Genomic DNA, 20,058 nt, shown 5'->3' on the forward strand with positions numbered 1-20,058 from the left:
TTTCGGTGTAACGAATTTTTTATCAACCAAACCACAACAAATTTATGCAAAAAATCGCTCATGTAGATCGAAAGGGATTCCTATTGCCGGTCCCCATACAAATATTGCGGATTATGAGAATTACTACCTTCTTCCTCTTCGCGTCCTTACTGCATGTTTCCGCAAAAAGTTCATCACAGGCGGTCACTATTTCCGGGAAGGATATTCCTTTGAAAAAGATCTTTGCAGCCGTTTATAAACAAACCGGCTTCGTGGTATTCAGCAACGACCGGTTAATGGAACGCGCTACCCCTATCACCATTAACGCCCGGGAAATTCCTTTACAGGAGTTCCTGGAAAACGTATTTAAAAACCAGCCATTAACTTTTTCTATCGACAGTAAAACTATTTTTCTTGCTGAAAAACCAATCCAGCAGGAGCATATCACGTTTTCAGATTCTACCGTGATCCCTTTGCTGAAAGGTAAGATCCTGGATTCGGCAGGACTTCCTGTACCGGATGTAACGGTAGCCGTGCGGAATACAAAACTGATGGCGGTTACAGACATCCAGGGGGATTTTTCTTTTGTAAATGTACCCCGGAATGCCACGTTGGTAGCCACTAATATTGCTTATCAGCGAAAAGAATTAAAGCTGGAGGGGCGAAGCACGGTCACATTCCGGCTCTTTGCGGAAATCAGGAAACTCGGGGAAGTACAGGTAGTAGTGAATACCGGCTATCAGGCGCTCCCGAAAGAAAGGGCTACCGGGTCGTTCGGTGTGGTTACCGGGAAACAGCTGGCGCAGGTACCGGTAGTGAGTATCCTGGAGCGTTTGCAGGGCATGGTGCCCGGCGTGGATATTTCTACCAAAACCACCGCGGGCAAAAGCCGTAACGGGTCGGTGAGGATCCGCGGTTTGTCTACTATTGTAAGCCAATACACCAAAGTAAGTTTAGATCCACTGCTCGTAATAGACGGATTCCCCTCGCAGGTGTCCATCGCCAATGGCGCACTGGATCTGCTCAACCCGGATGACATCGACCAGATCACTTTTCTGAAAGATGCGGCAGCGGCCTCTATCTGGGGTATCCAGGCAGCCAATGGCGTAGTTGTAGTGGTTACAAAGAAAGGCATGCGTAACAGCAAACCGGTTTTCAGTTTCTCCACCACGATGGGTACCAGTAGCAGACCCAGTCTTGGTTATGGAGAAATGATGTCGGTATCACAGTATGTCGACCTGGAAAAAGAACTGCTGGAGAAAGGACGATACAATGATCCGGTTCCGCGCAGTACGCCGGGAAGCTATTACCCGGAAAATAACAGCCAGGTGCAGGCGATCTTTTTCAAGCAAAAACGTGGTGAAATAACAGAAGCTGAAATGAACGCACAGCTGGCGGCGTTGGGCGCTACGGATAACCGTTCGCAGATGGAGAAGTACATGATCCAGTCGCCCACCACGCAACAATATAATCTTTCCATTTCCGGCGGGGGAGTAAACAGCTCTTACTTTTTGTCCGGTTATTTTTATAAAGAAGACCGTGTTTATAAAAGTAATATGAACAAGGGATATTCCCTGAGAGCAGGCAATACCTCCAGTTTATTGAACGGGCGTGTTACCGTAAGTACCGACCTGACTTTTGGAAATACCAGGGATAAAATAAATAATGCTGCTGTAACGGCAATGAGCACGGTATCCGGTGGTATGCGGCCTTATGATATGCTCAAAGATGCAGCGGGTAATAACATCCGTTACGATCTGCTTACTATTCCATCAACCGCCAGGTATCTTGAAAGTAAAGGATATCTTCCGTTTGGTTATTCTCCTATCGAAGAACTGCAGTATTCCAATACCCGTAATACCGCCAATAGTCTGGCATTGAATGTGGCCGTAAATGGCAACATCACTTCCTGGCTGGGAGTGGGCGTTTCGGGTAATGTGGGCAGAATGTTTACGGAATATGAGCAGTACTGGGAACCAGATAGCTACGACGCCAGAATACTGGTGAATAAGGGAACCAGTCTGAGTCCTACCGGCGCCCGCGTGTATGGCGTGCCTCCGGGCGGAAGACTGGATCTTGGCAGTGGCCTGGGGAAAAGTTATAACCTGCGCGGACAGATCAATGTAAATAAGAACTGGAACGACAGGCACCAACTGAATTTAGTGATAGGTAACGAGATCAGGGAATCCTATAATAAAGGCAGCGGGGAACTGCGTTATGGTTATGATAAGTCCATCAATACTTTCCGTGGCGTGAATCCTTTTGTTGGATTTAAAGATATCTATGGCATAACGCAGTCTATCGGCGCCACTTCCAGGCCAGTCACAGAAAAAACCACCCGGTCGCTGTCGTACTATGCGAATGGCTCTTACACGTTTGATAATAAATATATCATTTCAGGAAGTGCGCGCTTTGACGATTATAATCTGCTGGGGGTTGAACGGCGTAAAAGAGCCATCCCATTGTGGTCAGGTGGCCTGAAGTGGAATATTGGCAAGGAAGAATGGTTCAGTAATATCAGATGGATAGATCAGCTGGCAGCACGCTTCACCTATGGCTTCAGCGGGAATGCACCGCAGGGCTATGCGCCGGTTACCACTATCAGTTTGCTGGGAGCAGATTATTACACCAACTATCCCTACGGTGTGATTGCCAATCCTGCAATGGAAAACCTGGGATGGGAAAAAACCAGGATGATTAACTGGGGTCTTGATTTTTCCTTCTTTAAAAACCGGGTATTTGGTTCTGCAGAATATTATAAAAAACATACTACAGATATCATCTGGCAGATGCCTATTAACGGTACTTATGGTTTTACGTCTACTTTATTTAATACGGCCAACCTGGAAGGACATGGGGTAGACCTGGGCATCAATGTAGTGCCTGTGTTGAGTAGAAACTGGAGGTGGACGGCTACTATCAATATGTCTTACAATACGAACATCATCAAAGATCCACGCTTCGAAAAACCTACTACTTATTTTGCACCGGAGATGTTGTACTCAGGTTACCCCACGGATTACCTGTTTACCTACGCCTGGGCAGGACTGGATAATACCGGCCAGTCGCAGATCTATAACGGCAATGACCGTTCCAAGAAGTATTCTGTAATGGAGTCGCCATATGAAAACGTCCGTGTTTACTCCGGACGGACCACTTCTCCTTGGTTTGGAAGTTTCAGTCACTCGGTACAATACAAAGGCTTCGACCTGAACGTGCAATTCCAGTGCGCTTTCGGCGGTGTTTTCCTGAAGCCGTCTATCCAGGACGTAGGCTATAGTAATAATGTTTTTGTAGGAAGAACCGGTGATCTGGCGAATCGTTGGAGAAAGCCGGGCGATGAGGCTTCTACCAATGTTCCCGGGCTGATATTTGGCGCCAATACCAATTTTTATGCGAGCGTTAACCGGTATATAGAATCGGACCTGCTGGTAAGAAGCCGCAGCAATATCAAATTGCAACAGGTGATGTTGTCTTATAACATCCCTGCCGCTTTGCTCGGAAAGGTAGCAATGAAGAGCATGACCGTTTCTGCAGTGGCCCGCAACCTGGGTATGATCTGGGCGGCCAATAAGGAAAAGCTGGATCCCGATTACCTGTACAAAACAGGGAATAACTACCAGCTTCCTCCATTAACCAATTATTCTTTCAGAGTTGCACTGAGTTTCTAATTCATTAAACCGAAAAGTATGCGTCACTATAAAATAATTATTGCGTTTTTATTGTTAAGTGCCGGCATGATTTCCTGCCGTAAATATGTGGAAGATGTGCCCATACAGGGGCAGCGTGTGCTGGTATATACAGAAGATTACCGTTTTTTACTGAATAACCGGGATCAGCAGGAAGCGGCGTTTGGATCGGCTCCGCTGGTGAGTTGTGATGATGTGGATTTCATCGCACCGGAGATCCAGAATAATATTAAAGCCAATAATACTCAAAAGGCTATTTATACCTGGCGTAAACCGGTTTATACGGATCTTGCGCAGGACTATGACTGGAATACGCTGTATGCTACCATGTATACCTATAACATTGTGATTGATGGAGTAATGGACAGTAAAGGGGGAGATATGTTATTAAAACAAACGCTCCTCGGCGAAGCGCTGTTACACCGGGCCTTTAATTATTTTAACCTGGTTAACCTGTATGGCAAACAATATGATGCAGCCACCGCAGAAACAGATCCGGGAGTGCCCGTTTTACTAAAGGCAGCCCTTTTCGTGGATTTAAAAAGAGCATCGGTGAAACAGGTGTATGCACAGGTGCTGAAAGATATCACGGCTGCGATTCCGATCCTGCCGCTCCAACAGGATATTAATTTCAGACCCAACAAGGCGGCGGCTTATGCGCTGTTATCCAAAGTATATCTTAACATGCGCGACTTTACCAATGCTGCTGCTTTTGCCGACAGTACACTGGCTTTATCCAGCACGCTGTACGACTATAACGTAGCGGTGGCCGGAAGCAGTTACATTTTTCCTTCGCAGTTTGACGATAAACAGATCCTGTTGCGCAAAGTTCCCCGTCAAACGTTTAGTGCCCCGCAGTTAAGTCAGGCGATACTCGATTTACTTGGAACAAAAGATTTGCGCTATCAACTTTTTGTAAAGCAAGGTGCTTCGTTTTACCCTTCATTTACCGGGCTGGGTTTCTGGTCGCGTGAAAAATATTCAGGCTCGCCTGATAAGCCGGCAGCGGGTCTCTCTGTCAATGAAACCTGGCTGATTAAAGCGGAATGCCTCGCCCGTGCAGGTAAAAAAGACGACGCCGTGAATATGCTGAACACCCTCCGCAAGCTGCGTTTCCTGCCCGCGGATTATGCCGGCCTCACTGCTGCCACTGCTGCAGAAGCTCTGCAACTGGTAGTGGATGAACGCCGCCGCGAATTTTTTGGCAGCGGGCTGCGTTGGTTTGATCAACGCCGGCTGAACAAAGATCCGCAATTCGCTAAAACTGTTACCAGGTCGTTTGATGGAGCCACCTATACATTGGAACCCAATAGTACTGGTTATGTGTTTCCGCTGGCCAATATACTCATCGCCCAGAATCCGGAAATGGAACAAAATCCATAGACTGTACATCTGCAAAAAAAAAATTATAAAATAAATGGAATCAAGTATTCTGAGAATTGAGAAGTTGTCCCACCGGTACAGTACTTCCTGGGCCATCCGCGATATCAATATGGAGATCGGCCCAACAGGTATTGTAGGGTTACTGGGCTCAAACGGCGCAGGAAAATCTACTACCATGAATATTGTATGCGGCGCATTGAACCAGACCGAAGGCGATGTGTACATCAACGGTGTTAATATGAAAGAAGATCCGCAGCAGGCTAAAAGAGATATCGGCTTTCTGCCGCAACAGCCGCCGCTTTACATGGATCTTACGGTAGACGAATACCTCAGGTATTGCGCCGGCCTGCGGCATCTGCCAAAGGATAAAATGAAATCCGCCGTAAAGGAAGCCAAAGAGCGCTGCGGGGTGGATCATTTCAGCAAACGACTGATCCGGAACCTCTCAGGAGGTTACCGGCAGCGCGTAGGCATTGCACAGGCCATTGTACACCGGCCTAAACTGGTAGTGCTGGACGAGCCCACCAACGGGTTGGACCCCAACCAGATCATAGAGGTACGGTCGCTGATCAAAGAGATTGCGCGCGACAGAGCCGTGATTTTTTCTTCTCACATCCTGTCGGAAGTACAGATACTATGTAAAGAAATCAGGATGATCGAAAACGGGAAAATCGTTTTCTCCGATACAATGGACACCTTTAACAACTACGTAGAGCCACACAGTGTGCTCGTACACCTGGAGAATCCGCCGGTGGAAGCAGAGCTGCTAAAAATTAACGGCGTTACCCAGGTAGAGTTTCTTACCGAACGGCAGCTGCGCATTTACTTCAACGGGGAACAGGACATTACAGAAAGGATCGTTGCAGCATCGGTACATAATGGCTGGAGACTGCGGGAGATCAGCCTTGATAAAAGTGCGCTTGACGAAATATTTAAGCAGTTATCCCATCCATCATCAAAACAATAACCTATTAATGAAGACGATATTAAGAATAGCCAAAACAGAGTTACGCACCCTGTTTTACTCACCTATTGCATGGTTTTTAATGATTGTATTCCTCATCCAATGCGGAGTAACCTACCTGGATGCTTTAGAGGGAATAGCAAGAGAGCAGGATGCAGGCGGAAAGTTTTTCGGCAGCGTAACAGAATATGTTTTCCTCAGTAACCGGGGCGTATTAGGTGGCGTGCTGCGGAATTTATATTTATATATTCCACTGCTCACGATGGGATTGATAAGCCGTGAAACCAGCAGCGGAACAATTAAGTTGTTGTATACATCGCCTATCCGCGTAAGGGAAATTGTGTTCGGGAAATTCCTGGCCATGATGATCTATAGCGGATTGCTGGTGATGATTTTTACTGTTTTTGTTGTTTCCGGTATGTTCCAGATCAAGTCGCCCGATTCCGGTATGCTGATCAGTGCTATGCTGGGACTGTACCTGTTGCTTTGCGCCTACTCGGCCATCGGGTTGTTTATGTCGTGCCTCACCACTTACCAGGTAGTAGCTGCGGTATGCACTTTTGTAATGATAGGGTTGCTATCTTATGTTGGCACGCTCTGGCAGGATATTGCATTTGTGCGGACGCTGACCTATTTCCTGTCTATTTCCGGCCGCACAGGAAACATGCTGGTAGGACTTATTACGTCAAAGGATGTCATCTATTTTGTGGCCATCGTGTACCTTTTTCTCGGGCTTAGTATTTATAAGCTGAAAGCCGGCATGGAATCCAAACCGGCGCTTGTAAAAGCAGGGCGATACACTTTTGTGATAGTATCCACATTGGTTATAGGCTATTTCAGTTCTATTCCTTCACTGGTGGGCTATTATGACGCCACCCGCGCAAAAGAAAGAACGCTGACGCCCAATGCACAGAAAATTATAAAAGAGCTGGGAGATGCCCCCCTGGAGGTTACCGCATATAATAACCTGCTGGGCCGTTACTGGGATCTGGGCCGCCCCGACTCCTACAACCGGAACCTGGCCCGTTGGGAACCATATACCCGGTTCAAACACAACATTGAACTTAAAACGGTTTTATATTATGATACGGCCTTTGAAAGCCCTGGTATGTTGCGGTACTACAAGGATAAAACATTGGAACAGATAGCCAAACAGTATGCAGACAGTAAGGATCTTACGATGGACCAGTTCAAAACGCCCGCTGAAATACGCAAGATGATTGACCTGAAACCAGAATTGAACCGGTACGTGATGCAGCTGAAGTACAAAGGCAGAACTACTTTCCTGCGGGTGTTTGACGACAACATGCAGTGGCCGAGTGAAACAGAAGTATCAGCAGCATTCAAGCGGTTGCTGCAGGCGAAGATGCCCAAAATAATTTTCCTGACCGGGCACCTGGAGCGGAGTATAAATAAGCTGGGAGACAGGGAGTACAAAGTACTCACTAACCTCACTACTTTTCGTAATTCACTCCTGAACCAGGGATTTGATGTAGATACGCTATCCCTGGATTCACAGGATATTCCTGCTGATATTTCAGCCCTGGTACTGGCAGATCCGAAGGTGGCCATGACTGCCGCCAGTATTGAAAAACTGAAGCAATATGTAAACAGGGGAGGGAATTTGCTGGTGGCCGGAGAGCCTGGCAAACAAGCGATCCTGAATCCATTTCTCCAACACCTGGGCGTGCAGTTGATGGATGGTATATTGGTGCAAACCAGTAAAGATCTGCAACCGGAGCTGATTACCCCTTATCTCACCGAAACCGTCTCGTCGTTTTATCCTGCGTTGGCCCACAGTCACCACGATAGCGCAATGGCTACCATGCCACGGGCAACAGCCCTCGCTTATGCCGATACTGGCGTATTCACCATCAAACCATTGCTGATAACGAGCGAGAAAAACTGCTGGCTGAAAAAAGATAACCTCGTGACAGATTCCGCGGAAGTTGTTTTTTCGCCGGAAAATGGAGATGTACGCAAATCCTTTGCCACAGCGCTTTCCCTGACCCGTAAGGTCAATAATAAGGAGCAGCGTATTATCGTAACGGGTGATGCCGACTTTATGGGCAACGCGGAATTGCAGCGTTTTAATTTAAGGAATGCAAATTTTGTTTTTAACACCGCCTTATTCAGCTGGCTGAGTTACGGCGAATTCCCGATCGATAGCACCCGTCCTAAACCGGAAGATACAGCGGTGCTGTTAACAAAGGGGCAGGTGAAATTCCTGCGGATCATTTACCTGTGGGTGCTGCCCGGTATCCTGCTTGCATTTGGAGCCATATTGCTTATCAGACGGAAAAGAAAATAGCAGGGATTGTTTAAACTTTTTATAAGATGATTTTTAATACAGATAAGCAAACCCTTACTGATCTTAATATACTGGGGAAACCAGGCGCTGATTCTATCTACACTGTTTTTAATCATACCAGTACGCGTGGAGGCGCAGCGGTGCTGGAAAATATGTTCAGGTACCCGCTTGCGGAGAAGGCTGCCATCAATAACCGGAGCGGGAAGATCAGGTTTTTTCAGTCTGTTAATGCCGGTTTCCCTTTCAGCAGCGGTTTGTTTGATGTAATAGAAGGCTACCTGGCTATACAGGACGACCGGACCCGTTTATCGCCGGAAGGGAATACGCTGGCGAGGAAATTCAACAACCTGATCGCGGCGGATAATAACTTTAAAGCGGTCAGCGACGGGATCCGGTCGGTGATAGAGATGCTGCATATGCTGCAGGGCTTTTTCGTTTATATGGCAACGTTGCCCGCCGATAACCCTTATGGGGCGGATATGGCGGAAATGAAAAAGCTCCTGCAGGACCCTGCATTGGAGCAGGTATTGCAGGAACCCGCAGGAAGTAAGCTGGCTTATGCCAAAGTAGTGGAATATGACCAGCTGCTCAGGTTCCGGCTCAGCAAAGAGCTGAGCAAAATGTTATCCCTGATCTATCATTTAGACGTGTATATTACCGTAGCCAGGGTGGCTACGGAAAGGAAGCTGGTATTCCCTGTTGCCTTAGATGCAGGGAGCCATCATATACGGTTGGAGGGCGTTTACCATCCGCAGGTAGCAAACGCGGTATCCAATACCATACACATTACACCGGAGAACAACGTTGTTTTTTTAACCGGCGCCAATATGGCGGGCAAATCTACCTTTATGAAATCCTTAGGTATCGCTATGTTCCTGGCGCATATGGGTTTTCCCGTTGCCGCCGAGAAAATGGAGTTTGCCGTGAGGGATGGCATTTATACGACCATTAATTTACCGGATGATCTTTCTTCCGGCAGCAGCCATTTTTATACGGAAGTATTGCGGATAAAAAAGATCGCCAGGGAGCTATCCAAAGCAAAGAACCTGTTTCTCATCTTTGATGAACTTTTCAGAGGCACCAACGTAAAAGATGCTTATGAAGGCACCGTGGCAGTTACCGCTGCTTTTGCAGAAAGAGAGAATTGTGTTTTTGTGATTTCAACGCATATAACAGAGGCAGGAGAAGTGCTGAGAGAACGATGCAGGAACATCCATTTTACTTTTCTTCCTACAAAAATGGAAAATAACAAACCCGTTTATACGTACAGGTTAGCTGCCGGTATCACCACCGACAGGCATGGGATGCTTATTATCAATAACGAAGGTATCCTGGATATCATCAGCAAAAAAAAAGATAAAAACAAGGACGCATGAGTTTTCTCGCAGACAAACAGACGCTTGATGATCTGAATATTCCCGGCAGGTACAACAACAAATCCATATATCGTATATTCGATGGCGTTATAACCAATGGTGGCAGGAAATTGCTGGATGATATGTTCCGGCATCCACTGACAGATCCTGTTGCCATCAATGAACGCAGTAGCATCTTTCAGTACTTTGACCGGAACCCGGTTGCCTTTCCGTTCAGTGGTGAAGCATTCCATGTTGTAGAAAATTATCTTACCACCGGAGCGGCCACCAATATGCCGGCGGCCGCGTGGAATATAGTGTCCAGGAAGTTGCTTAAAATGGTGATACGCGATACTGGCTATGACCTGCTTGTGGCAGGCTTGGGTAACACTATTGCCTTGTTAACTGCTTTCAGGGATTTCGTTTACAAACTGGAGCAACAGGGCGCCTACAGCCCTGTTCAGGAACACTTCGAAAAAGTCCGGCAGATCTTTAATGACAGGCGGTTGCAATGGCTCAGGGAAGAAACTGATGTGAAGCAGCTATCGTTGCTGAAGCTGATAAAATATGATTACCAGCTGAGAACAGGATGCCTCGGGGAGATGAAGACCCTGATAGATATTATCTATCAGTTTGATGTATATATAGCTGTATCCACTGTTGCGCGGACAAAGCATTTTTGTTACGCGAAGGCTTTACCAAAACATAAAAATATACTCAATATCAGTGGTTTGTTCCATCCGTCAGTGGAACATGCGGTATCTAACAATATTTCATTTGATCCGGGGTCCAATGTTGCTTTTCTTACCGGTGCGAATATGGCGGGGAAGTCTACATTTATGAAGTCGTTTGGCATTGCCGTTTACCTGTCGCACATGGGGTTTCCGGTACCGGCAACAGAAATGGAATTTTCTGTAAAAGACGGTCTTTTCTCTACTATTAATGTACCCGACAGCCTGGAGCATGGCTATAGTCACTTTTATGCGGAAGTATTACGGGTGAAAAGTGTAGCGGAGCAGGTAGGCGAGTCAAAAGACCTGGTGGTGATATTCGATGAGTTATTTAAAGGCACGAATGTAAAGGATGCCTTTGACGCCACACTAGCCATTACGGCTGCTTTTTCAGAGAATAAACATTGCTTTTTTATTATCTCCTCTCACATTATTGAAGTAGGAGAGGCGTTAAAAGAGCGGGGAGGCAGCTTCCGGTTTTTATACCTGCCAACAGTGATGGAAGGCAATGTGCCCAGGTATACTTATCAGCTGAAAGAAGGCATCACGGCAGATCGGCATGGAATGATCATTATTGAGAATGAAGGGTTAATAGAACTGATCCGTAAGCGGGATTGAAGATATTAAAAAGAAGAAAGCCTTGCAGTAAAAACTGTAAGGCTTTTTTATTCCTTTTATTTAAGATGAAGAAATGCCAGCGTTTCTCCTTTTGGAAGCTCCCGTGCGGCGTAATGAAGACTTAGATTATGATCTGCATTGCTCTTTTCCAGCTGCAACAATTCTTTCACTGGTATCGTCATACTTACATCAGACCCGGTGGCATTGGCAAAAGTCCATTTCTTCAGTGTATTTCCTTTCTCATCTTTCAATACAATACTCCTGTCTGTACCCGTTACGGGTGAAGCGCAATGCTTATAATTGATACGCAGCTGATCGCCGGAACTTGCCTGACTTAGTTGTAGTACTCTTAAACTCAGCGGCTGGTTCACTGATTGTTTCAGGATGAGTTTGTTGTTGAGATAAATCTCGTAACTATCCAGTCCTACCTTTGTGGTGAAACTGAATACAGTAAAGGCTAACGCCATCAGCGTAAATAGCCGGATAAATGTTGTACGTTTCATAATATAAAGTTTTAGGTGAAAGATGTTTAACGGATCTCTGGTAACAATATTAAGAGAAAAGGAAGGGGCGCAGAAAAATAGTAGACCAGTAAACAAAATAGTAGATGAACGGGCGTTATGATGAACGTCCCCGATTTTATTATTATCTTCCTCTACTATTTACGCCGTTTGTCGATATTATTTTGTAGGATTAACGCTTTTAGTTTCTTTTATGATGAATGATATATGAAAATGGAGTTGCTGGATAAACAGATAACGCTGCCGTTTTCGAAACGCAGCGTTTCACTAAAGTATGCCCTGGCACATAGTGCTTATTGGATCCTGGTTACCGGGTTCTTCATCTATGAGAAAAGGTATCTCATCTACAAAGCCAGCATGCCGTATTTTGCAGCCTGTGTAACGGTGAGAATATTGCTGCTCATGGTAATCGCTTATCTTAACCTGCACTACTTCTTACCGCGATACCTGTTAAAGAAACGCTATGTTGCCTATTTTACGTCGGTTATTGTTTCTGTGATAGTTTACCTGATCGCCCAAAGCCTGTTTGATTATTACCTGTATGGTTACGTAATAGGCCCGATGCGCAACAGTGATTTAATGGAATCGCTGTCGTACAATTTTTTCAGCACGTTGTGGTATATCGGTTTAATGCTGGCGCTTAAATTAAGTATGGACTGGTACGGGCAACAACTCCTCATTCAGAAAATTACCGTAGAGAAACTGCATGCAGAAGTGAATTTTCTCCGTGCCCAGGTAAATCCGCATTTCTTATTTAATGCATTAAACAACCTGTATGCGCTAACGCTAAAGCAATCAGCGCTGGCGCCGGATGTGGTATTGAAGTTGTCAGAGATGATGGAGTATATGTTGTACGACAGTACCGATACAAAGGTATTGTTAGAGAAAGAAATTACGTATCTCAACAATTACATGGAACTGGAGCGGCTGAGATTTAATGCCGATGCCACCATCGTATTAAATATTAACGGCGAACTGAATGGACATGAAATTGCGCCGTTGCTGTTATTGCCTTTGGTGGAAAACGCATTCAAACACGGGGTTAGCAAACAGGTGGAGAATAGTTGGTTGAAGGCAGACATTGTACTGAAGGAGAAAGTATTAACAGTTATTATAGAAAACTCCAAACCGCTTTCAGGGGGCCGTAAAAGTAAAGGTGGGATAGGACTTGATAATTTACGAAAGCGACTGGAACTGCTTTATCCGGGCAGGTATCAGTTTGAGTTGGAAGATAGAAAGCATACTTTTCAGGCCAAACTGGTAGTTGAATTATAATAGAACATCATGCTGAAGTTTGTTATTGTAGATGATGAGCCGCTTGCGCTGGAAGTACTGGACGGCCACCTGAAAAGGCTGGACGACGTGGCTTCCGTGTTCCTGTTCACTAACGCGGGCGAGGCATTGCGTCACCTGGAAAATCACTCCGCTGATGTATTGTTACTGGACATTGAGATGCCTGAAATGACCGGCATTGAATTCCTCAAAGCCTTATCAAATCCACCGCTCACTGTTTTTACTACCGCCTACCGCAATTATGCTTTTGAAGGATATGAACTTGGAGTCATTGACTTCTTATTAAAACCGGTGTCTTTTAACCGTTTCCATCAGGCCATTACAAAGATCAGGGAGTTCCTGGCGTTGAAGTCACAGAGTACAAATATTGAAGATATTCCCACTGGTGGTAACACTGATTTTATTTTTGTTAAAAGTGGCGTACAACGTATAAAGCTGGAGTTTAACGACGTTACGCATATCCAGGGCTTAAAGGATTATGCCATCATTTATACGCATGCAGGAAAGATCCTGCTGAAAGGTTCTATTAAAGCGATGCTCAATATTTTCCCGCAGCGCCGTTTTATCCGGGTGCATAAATCCTTCATTGTATCTGTTCAGAAGATCGTGCGTCTCGAAAGGAACCGCATTGTGCTGAACGGGCACCAGGTTCCTATCGGGAGAAACTTTAAGGATGATTTGGAGAAGATATTGAATACCCGGTGATACCTTATACTTCAAAATAAGACTAAAAAGAAGCGGGGTTTTTCTTTATATTTAGTTCATAATCCCTTTTATCCCTATGCATCAGGTAAATATCATCACACATATTGTTGCAGGTAGTGCTGCCCTGTTGCTGGGGTTAACTGCTATACTGACAAAGAAAGGCGGTAAATGGCATACCCGGAGTGGGCGCTGGTTTCTTGTATTACTGACCCTTGTAATTATCACCGGCCTGATTGGCGTGTTAGTATTTGGAAGAAATACTTTTTTACTCGTTATTACAATGTTGAGTGCATATGTTGCTTTCTCCGGTTACCGGGTGCTGAAAGCAAAATCCAATCAGTTTAAAATACTGGACGCAGGAGTTGCAGTGGTTACACTAATGACGGTGGGCTATTTTATTTATTATTTCAGATCAATAGGCATGATCTGGTCGCCGGTGATTATTTACAGCACAGTGGGATACCTGCTGATGGTCATATCCTACGATTTTATCCGCTATCTCATCCCTGCTCATCGCTATGGAAATTTGTGGCTGTACGAACACATTCTTAAAATGATGAGTGCCTTTAGTGGCATCCTGTCTGCCTTTACGGGAACTGTCTTTCCCCAATATCAGCCATACAGCCAGTTTCTTCCTTCCGTACTTGGCACTTTGGTGGCCATCGGGTTTATGTTTTATTGCTATTATAAAAAACCGGCGCTGCTCTCCGGCAACCGGTAACCTGTATTTATGTACGATCATAAATTTACGATATGTCGTATATTTTTTATTAAATAGCTGTGCTTATAATATTGATTATGAGTTATTTGCGAGGTGGCATCTTTGTTGTCTTACCGGGCGCAAAACTATTTAATTTATGAAACCATCTCCCAATCTATTATCTCCGGAAAACCACGCATTAGTATTAATTGATTTTGAAGGCCAGATGGCTTTTGCTACCAAAAGCATTCCGCTCAGCGAACTGCGAACCAACACCGCTATTGTTGCAGGCGCTTCCAAAATCTTTAATATTCCTACGATTGTAACAACAGTGGCCGAAGAGAGTTTTTCAGGCCCGGTATTTCCTGAGATAGAAGAATTTTACCCACAGGCTACTTCAGGATATATTGACCGTACATCTATGAATACCTGGGAAGATGAAGCCGCGTATAAAGCCATTACCGGCACCGGGAAAAAGAAACTGGTACTTGCGGGCCTTTGGACAGGCGTTTGTATCGTAGGTCCTGCACTGTCGGCTATAGAAGAAGGTTACACGGTGTATGTTATTACCGATGCCTGTGGCGATGTTAGCCCCGAAGCGCATGAGCGGTCCGTACAACGCATGGTGCATGCTGGTGTTAAACCTATTACCTCCATTCAATACCTGCTGGAATTACAAAGGGATTGGGCAAGACAGGAAACTTATGTAGCAGTTACTGATCTGATGAAAAAGTATGGTGGCTCCTACGGCATCGGCATTCATTATGCCCACCACATGCTCAAACACTAATTCATCTCTGTAAAATCCTTTCCCAGCTTTGCGAGTTTCCAATTTCTATTTATTGCAAAAGTCAGCGATGCTGATCATGCTCTTGCTGATCGGCCATGCAGGTTATGCGCAATCGTTTAAACTGATGCGTTTTGATGAGAATTATGCTTACCTGCGTGATTCTGCTTCTACTTTTTATCATAACATAAAGTATACCTCACTCTCTGCTAAACGTAACGTGTACGTTTCTTTTGGCGGATCAGCGAGATTGGAATATGTTGATTTTCATAATGAAGATTGGGGACGGCTGGGAACAGGCCATAACAATTTCTTATTGCAGCGCTACGACCTTCATGCCGATGTTCACTTTGGAGAAAAGATCCGGGTGTTCACGCAGCTGCGAAGCGCCTGGGAAGGAGGTCGTAAAAACGGTCCGAGGCCTATTGATGAAGATCACCTGAATATCCAGAACCTCTTTATCGATGCGCAGCTGTATAAACAGAATACCAAAAGTCTCACTGTCCGCGCCGGCCGCCAGGAGCTGGACTACGGAAGCGGGCGGCTGATCTCTGTCCGTGAAGGGCCCAACCTGCGGCTTTACTTTGATGGTCTTAAACTGATGTATGCTGCCGCCGGTTTTACCGCAGACGCATTCGCAATGGCCGCCGACACGGTGAACACTGGCGCATTCGACAACAAGACCAGCAAACAGGTGAACCTGTGGGGACTATATGCCAAACGCATTTTCCCCCGGGCAGGTAACCTCGATATTTATTACCTGGGCATCCGGCGGGATCTCGCAGTTTTTGAAGAAGGAGCTGCAAAGGAAGTAAGACATACACTGGGCACCAGGCTTTGGAAATACGGCGGCGGCTTCATTTACAACTTTGAGGCGGCCTGGCAGTTCGGGAAGTTTGGCACTGCCGATATCAACGCCTGGACCGCATCCGCAGATATCGGTTATATGTTTGAATCTCTAAAAGCCAGGCCAACAATCAATTTGCGCAATGACTACATCTCCGGCGACAACAACAAAGGAGATGGCAAACTGGGAACCTTTAACCCGCTGTATCCCAAAGGCGGATATTTTGGATTTAGTCCGCAGATAGGACCCGTAAATCTCATTGATATCCATCCTTACGCCACGGTGAATCCGGGCTCCCGGCTGGTGTTGCAGGCAGATGTGGTGTTCAACTGGCGTTACTCCCTGCAGGATGGCGTATATCGCCCCAGCGGCAATTTTAACCTCGCAGGTTCATCTTCTAAAAAAAGATATATCGGCACCGCTTACCTGGCAAGTGCAGTATACACGCTGAACAGGTTTATCTCACTGAATGCCGGTGTACAATATTTTAAGACAGGCGCTTTTATAGATGATCTGATCAAAGATCATAAGGACGGTTTATTCATTAACACCAGGGTTGCGTTCAAATTTTAACAGGAAAAAAACTATTCATCATGAGAAACTATAAGAACAATCGTGTTTTGCGGGCCATAAAAGTAAGGAGCCTGTTGCCGGTACTGTTTATGTTGCTGCTGGGAACTGCCGGGTATGCCCAACAGGCTGTAACCGCAGATGCCACCGTGAAAACGACGCCGGTGGGCACTTCAAAGATCTGGGGGAAAGTAGACGGCATCGCCATTGAAGGGCTGGTACAGGGCCCCTCAGCCGCCGAATCTCCTTTGCAGGTGGCCTGTGTATTTGAATATACGGAAGGAGATATTTTTAATCCGCCTGCATTGCCGGCAGCGCTGAATGGCATGGTGCACCTCGACGAGGCCCTGCACGGACAAATTACGGAACTGCGCAAAACCGGGAAGTTTGCCGGGCATGCGCTGGAAACCATATTGATTACCCCCGCCAAAGGCGCGCTGAAAGCGCCCCGGTTATTACTGATCGGTATGGGCAACCGCAATAATTTTACGCCGGACCTTATGACCTCGGTGGCAAGTGTAGCCACGCGTGAAGCACTGAACCTGGGTGTAAGCAGTTTTGCTTTTGCCAGCGACATCAAAGATGGCGGCATCGATTCTCCCACCGCCCTGGTTGCCGGTAATGTTACTAAAGGCATCATTGAAGCATACAGAACGCAGCTTTATCTCCATAAAAATAATTTAGCGGCCCCGAAAAAAATAACCAAAGTAATACTGCTTGCAGGCCCCGCATTTTTCGTCACAGCCGGCGAAGGAATCAAAGAAGCCATTGCTTCATTTCATAACTAAAACAGACGACGATGAAAAAAGCCGATTTAATTCTTTATAACGGTAAGGTCCATACCGTAGACCGGCACCAGCCTGCAGCAACAGCAGTGGCTATTAAAGAAGGTAAATTCATAGCTGTTGGAGATGACGCTACAGTGCTGAACGGGTTCCAGGACCAGGATACTGTGCTGATTAACCTGGAAAACAAAAGGGTGATCCCGGGATTAAATGATTCACATATTCATTTAATCCGGGGCGGACTAAACTATAATCTTGAATTAAGATGGGATGGTGTTCCTTCCCTGGCAGATGCGCTGCGGATGCTGAAAGTACAGGTTGCGCTAACGCCGTCACCGCAATGGGTAAGAGTGGTAGGAGGATGGACTGAATTTCAGTTCGCGGAAAAAAGAATGCCCACCCTGGATGAGATCAATGACATAGCGCCGGATACACCGGTGTTTATCATGCACCTGTACGACAGGGCATTGTTAAACCGTGCAGCGCTGCGCGCAGTTGGATTTACAAAAGATACGCCGGCGCCGCCGGGAAGCAGGTTGGAGAAAGATGCGAAAGGCAACCCCACCGGGCTGCTGATAGCAACACCCAATGCCCTGATCCTGTATTCCACACTCGCCAAAGGACCGCGGCTGTCGTACGAACACCAGGTAAATTCCACAAGGCACTTCATGACCGAGTTAAACCGCTTTGGTATCACCAGCGTGATAGATGCTGGTGGCGGCTTTCAGAATTTCCCCGACGACTATAAAGTCATCAGTGACCTGAATGAGAAAAAGCAACTGACCGTTCGTATTGCCTACAACCTGTTCACACAAAGGCCCAAACAGGAACGCGAAGATTTTGAAAACTGGACCAACTCCGTAACCCTTCACCAGGGTGACGACATGTACCGTCATAACGGCGCCGGTGAAATGCTGGTGTTTTCTGCCGCCGACTTTGAAGATTTTCTTCAGCCGCGGCCGGAGCTGGCTGATACGATGGAAGAGGAGCTGGAACGGGTAGTGAGGTTGCTGGTTGAAAAACGCTGGCCTTTCCGTTTGCACGCCACGTATAACGAAAGCATCACCCGGTTTTTAAATGTATTTGAGAAGATCAACCGTGAGATTCCTTTCGATGGGCTCCCCTGGATCTTCGATCATGCTGAAACCATTGATGAGCGCAACATCGAACGGGTAAGGGAGCTTGGCGGCGGCATTGCCATTCAGAGCCGGATGGCTTTCCAGGGCGAATACTTTACGGATCGTTATGGAGCCGCCGCAGCTGCACATACCCCACCTGTGAAACAAATGCTTCAGGCAGGCGTACCGGTAGGTGCAGGCACGGATGCCACGCGGGTGAGCAGCTATAACCCCTGGGTAGCCTTGTATTGGCTCACAGCGGGTAAAACCCTGGGCGGACTGCAACTGTATGGCGACGCCAATAAACTGAGCCGGGAAACCGCGCTGGAACTGTATACAAAGGGGAGCGCATGGTTTTCAGGGGAGCAGCAAAAGAAAGGCAGTATCACGGTGGGACAGTTTGCCGACCTGGCTGTATTGGACAGCGACTTTTTTGAAGTAGCTGATGAAGAGATTAAATCCATTGAGTCTATCCTTACCGTTGTTGGCGGAAAGATTGTATACGCCAAAGATGATTTCGCCACGCATGCTCCGCCAACGATACCAGTTTTGCCTGATTGGTCGCCCGTAAAAAACTACCCGGGTTACTATAAAGATGCAGCCATTGTTGCGAAAGCATCAGGTGCTGAAACAGTGGCGGCTGCCGGGATACACAGTTGTAAAGGCAGTTGTGATGTTCATGGTCATCATCATGATATTGCCCGTAAAAGCAACATCCCGGTTAATAATTACACCGCATTCTGGGGCGCGTTTGGTTGCTCCTGTTTTGCATTTTAACGCGCATACTATGAACGATATTATCATATCCATTCTTTACTCCGACCTGGGCAGCACCTGGAATAATGCCGCCATACTGGTGTTTCGCTGCCTGCTGGCGCTGGAGCTGTTCAGGGTACACGGCATGAAAAAGTTTCGCGTAGTGAACGGGCAAAAAGAGCATGTGCCTAACCCGCTCCACTTACCGGAAAAGCTCAACGCATTGGTGGCCACATTTTCAGATACGGTGGTGCCTTTCCTGTTGATGCTCGGCATTGGCACCCGGTTGGTGATCCTGCCAACAATTGGGGTTACCGCCATCGGTTACTTTGTGGTACACCGGCATGATAACCTGGAAGTGCGCGATGTACCCTATATGTACACACTCTCTTTACTTTTTTTACTGGCGCTGGGCGCCGGTACTTATTCTTTGGATAACTTTTTATTGCTTCAACTATTTAATTAAAAAAAATGATCACACGCATTGGCATTAAACCGGAACACCTTTCCGGCGTAGCCCATTCACTGGGAAAAATTATGGCAGATGAATTCGTTCTCTATACCAAAACGCTCAAAGCGCACTGGTGTGTAACAGGACCGGATTTTCACAGTAAGCACCTGTTTTTTGAATCCCAGTACGGGCAGATGGAAGAAATTGTGGATGATGTGGCAGAAAGGATCCGGTCTTTAGGCCATTTCCCACCGGCCACCCTGAAGGAATTTTTAAGTCTGACACACCTTACGGAGCAGTCGAGAGAAAAAAATGATGCGACCGGGCATATCAAAGAACTGCTGGCGGATCATGAAAGTATATTGATCCACCTGCGGGAGAATATAGACGGGTATGTAACCGCATTTCATGATGCAGGAACCAGTGACTACATCACCGGGTTAATGGAAAAGCATGAAAAAATGGCCTGGATGCTCAGAGCGCACCTTGAGTAGG

16 protein-coding genes are annotated in these 20,058 nt (G+C 46.4%); 15 read left to right on the forward strand and 1 reads right to left on the reverse strand.

Going from position 1 to position 20,058, the window contains the following annotated elements; genetic code table 11:
* Positions 1-113 precede the first annotated feature (113 nt).
* The 6 genes from PV783_RS16255 to PV783_RS16280 are packed head-to-tail and all read left to right on the forward strand — an operon-like array spanning position 114 to position 11,030.
* The gene (locus PV783_RS16255) at positions 114-3,650 is read left to right on the forward strand and encodes a SusC/RagA family TonB-linked outer membrane protein (protein ID WP_420988760.1); all 3,537 of its coding nucleotides are present in this window, start codon (positions 114-116) and stop codon (positions 3,648-3,650) included.
* 18 nt (positions 3,651-3,668) lie between these two features.
* The gene (locus tag PV783_RS16260; RefSeq protein WP_420988761.1) at positions 3,669-5,051 is read left to right on the forward strand and encodes a RagB/SusD family nutrient uptake outer membrane protein; all 1,383 of its coding nucleotides are present in this window, start codon (positions 3,669-3,671) and stop codon (positions 5,049-5,051) included.
* 34 nt (positions 5,052-5,085) lie between these two features.
* Positions 5,086-6,018, forward strand: coding sequence for an ABC transporter ATP-binding protein (locus PV783_RS16265; RefSeq protein ID WP_079467894.1), 933 nt, complete (start codon positions 5,086-5,088; stop codon positions 6,016-6,018).
* Between the two features lie 7 nt (positions 6,019-6,025).
* On the forward strand, positions 6,026-8,326 hold the full coding sequence (locus PV783_RS16270) for a Gldg family protein (protein ID WP_420988763.1): 2,301 nt from the start codon (positions 6,026-6,028) through the stop codon (positions 8,324-8,326).
* Between the two features lie 26 nt (positions 8,327-8,352).
* Complete coding sequence (locus PV783_RS16275) at positions 8,353-9,702, forward strand: MutS-related protein (RefSeq protein WP_420988764.1); 1,350 nt, start codon at positions 8,353-8,355, stop codon at positions 9,700-9,702.
* A complete protein-coding gene (locus tag PV783_RS16280; RefSeq protein ID WP_420988765.1) occupies positions 9,699-11,030 on the forward strand; it encodes a MutS-related protein in 1,332 nt (443 codons plus the stop codon). Before PV783_RS16275 ends, PV783_RS16280 begins: the two co-directional genes overlap by 4 nt.
* A gap of 56 nt (positions 11,031-11,086) precedes the next feature.
* Here the strand turns inward: PV783_RS16280 and PV783_RS16285 are convergent, their stop codons facing one another.
* On the reverse strand, positions 11,087-11,533 hold the full coding sequence (locus PV783_RS16285; protein ID WP_420988766.1) for a hypothetical protein: 447 nt from the start codon (positions 11,531-11,533) through the stop codon (positions 11,087-11,089).
* 225 nt (positions 11,534-11,758) lie between these two features.
* Here PV783_RS16285 and PV783_RS16290 point away from each other — a divergent pair, with 225 nt between their 5' ends.
* The 9 genes from PV783_RS16290 (at position 11,759) to PV783_RS16330 (ending at position 20,057) form a co-directional block, all read left to right on the forward strand.
* On the forward strand, positions 11,759-12,826 hold the full coding sequence (locus tag PV783_RS16290; RefSeq protein WP_420988767.1) for a sensor histidine kinase: 1,068 nt from the start codon (positions 11,759-11,761) through the stop codon (positions 12,824-12,826).
* Between the two features lie 9 nt (positions 12,827-12,835).
* Complete coding sequence (locus PV783_RS16295) at positions 12,836-13,549, forward strand: LytR/AlgR family response regulator transcription factor (RefSeq protein ID WP_420988768.1); 714 nt, start codon at positions 12,836-12,838, stop codon at positions 13,547-13,549.
* 76 nt (positions 13,550-13,625) lie between these two features.
* Entirely contained in the window at positions 13,626-14,270 is a 645-nt protein-coding gene (locus tag PV783_RS16300; RefSeq protein ID WP_420988769.1) for a hypothetical protein, read from the forward strand.
* Positions 14,271-14,406: 136 nt separating this feature from the next.
* A complete protein-coding gene (locus PV783_RS16305; protein WP_079467887.1) occupies positions 14,407-15,039 on the forward strand; it encodes a hydrolase in 633 nt (210 codons plus the stop codon).
* Between the two features lie 67 nt (positions 15,040-15,106).
* Positions 15,107-16,456, forward strand: a complete 1,350-nt coding sequence (locus tag PV783_RS16310; RefSeq protein ID WP_420988770.1) for an alginate export family protein — start codon at positions 15,107-15,109, stop codon at positions 16,454-16,456.
* Positions 16,457-16,476: 20 nt separating this feature from the next.
* A complete protein-coding gene (locus PV783_RS16315) occupies positions 16,477-17,241 on the forward strand; it encodes a M17 family peptidase N-terminal domain-containing protein (protein WP_420988771.1) in 765 nt (254 codons plus the stop codon).
* Between the two features lie 11 nt (positions 17,242-17,252).
* Entirely contained in the window at positions 17,253-19,133 is a 1,881-nt protein-coding gene (locus PV783_RS16320; protein WP_420988772.1) for an amidohydrolase, read from the forward strand.
* A 10-nt stretch (positions 19,134-19,143) separates the two neighbouring features.
* Entirely contained in the window at positions 19,144-19,578 is a 435-nt protein-coding gene (locus PV783_RS16325) for a DoxX family protein (protein ID WP_420988773.1), read from the forward strand.
* 5 nt (positions 19,579-19,583) lie between these two features.
* Positions 19,584-20,057 carry a Dps family protein gene (locus tag PV783_RS16330; protein WP_079467883.1) on the forward strand — a complete coding sequence of 158 codons (474 nt, stop codon included), beginning with the start codon at positions 19,584-19,586 and terminating at the stop codon, positions 20,055-20,057.
* The last annotated feature ends 1 nt before the right edge of the window (position 20,058 follow it).

The sequence above is a fragment of the Chitinophaga sp. CC14 genome, assembly GCF_048957795.1.
Classification (GTDB): Bacteria; Bacteroidota; Bacteroidia; order Chitinophagales; family Chitinophagaceae; genus Chitinophaga; species Chitinophaga ginsengisegetis.

Excerpts from the sequence above, each read along its gene's own strand:
- PV783_RS16270 (WP_420988763.1), top strand. The coding sequence starts at position 6,026 with ATGAAGACGATATTAAGAATAGCCAAAACAGAGTTACGCACCCTGTTT.
- PV783_RS16290 (WP_420988767.1), top strand. The coding sequence starts at position 11,759 with ATGAAAATGGAGTTGCTGGATAAACAGATAACGCTGCCGTTTTCGAAA.
- PV783_RS16300 (WP_420988769.1), top strand. The coding sequence starts at position 13,626 with ATGCATCAGGTAAATATCATCACACATATTGTTGCAGGTAGTGCTGCC.
- PV783_RS16255 (WP_420988760.1), top strand. The coding sequence starts at position 114 with ATGAGAATTACTACCTTCTTCCTCTTCGCGTCCTTACTGCATGTTTCC.
- PV783_RS16285 (WP_420988766.1), bottom strand. The coding sequence starts at position 11,533 with ATGAAACGTACAACATTTATCCGGCTATTTACGCTGATGGCGTTAGCC.
- PV783_RS16315 (WP_420988771.1), top strand. The coding sequence starts at position 16,477 with ATGAGAAACTATAAGAACAATCGTGTTTTGCGGGCCATAAAAGTAAGG.
- PV783_RS16275 (WP_420988764.1), top strand. The coding sequence starts at position 8,353 with ATGATTTTTAATACAGATAAGCAAACCCTTACTGATCTTAATATACTG.
- PV783_RS16310 (WP_420988770.1), top strand. The coding sequence starts at position 15,107 with ATGCTGATCATGCTCTTGCTGATCGGCCATGCAGGTTATGCGCAATCG.
- PV783_RS16295 (WP_420988768.1), top strand. The coding sequence starts at position 12,836 with ATGCTGAAGTTTGTTATTGTAGATGATGAGCCGCTTGCGCTGGAAGTA.
- PV783_RS16280 (WP_420988765.1), top strand. The coding sequence starts at position 9,699 with ATGAGTTTTCTCGCAGACAAACAGACGCTTGATGATCTGAATATTCCC.
- PV783_RS16320 (WP_420988772.1), top strand. The coding sequence starts at position 17,253 with ATGAAAAAAGCCGATTTAATTCTTTATAACGGTAAGGTCCATACCGTA.
- PV783_RS16265 (WP_079467894.1), top strand. The coding sequence starts at position 5,086 with ATGGAATCAAGTATTCTGAGAATTGAGAAGTTGTCCCACCGGTACAGT.
- PV783_RS16330 (WP_079467883.1), top strand. The coding sequence starts at position 19,584 with ATGATCACACGCATTGGCATTAAACCGGAACACCTTTCCGGCGTAGCC.
- PV783_RS16325 (WP_420988773.1), top strand. The coding sequence starts at position 19,144 with ATGAACGATATTATCATATCCATTCTTTACTCCGACCTGGGCAGCACC.
- PV783_RS16260 (WP_420988761.1), top strand. The coding sequence starts at position 3,669 with ATGCGTCACTATAAAATAATTATTGCGTTTTTATTGTTAAGTGCCGGC.
- PV783_RS16305 (WP_079467887.1), top strand. The coding sequence starts at position 14,407 with ATGAAACCATCTCCCAATCTATTATCTCCGGAAAACCACGCATTAGTA.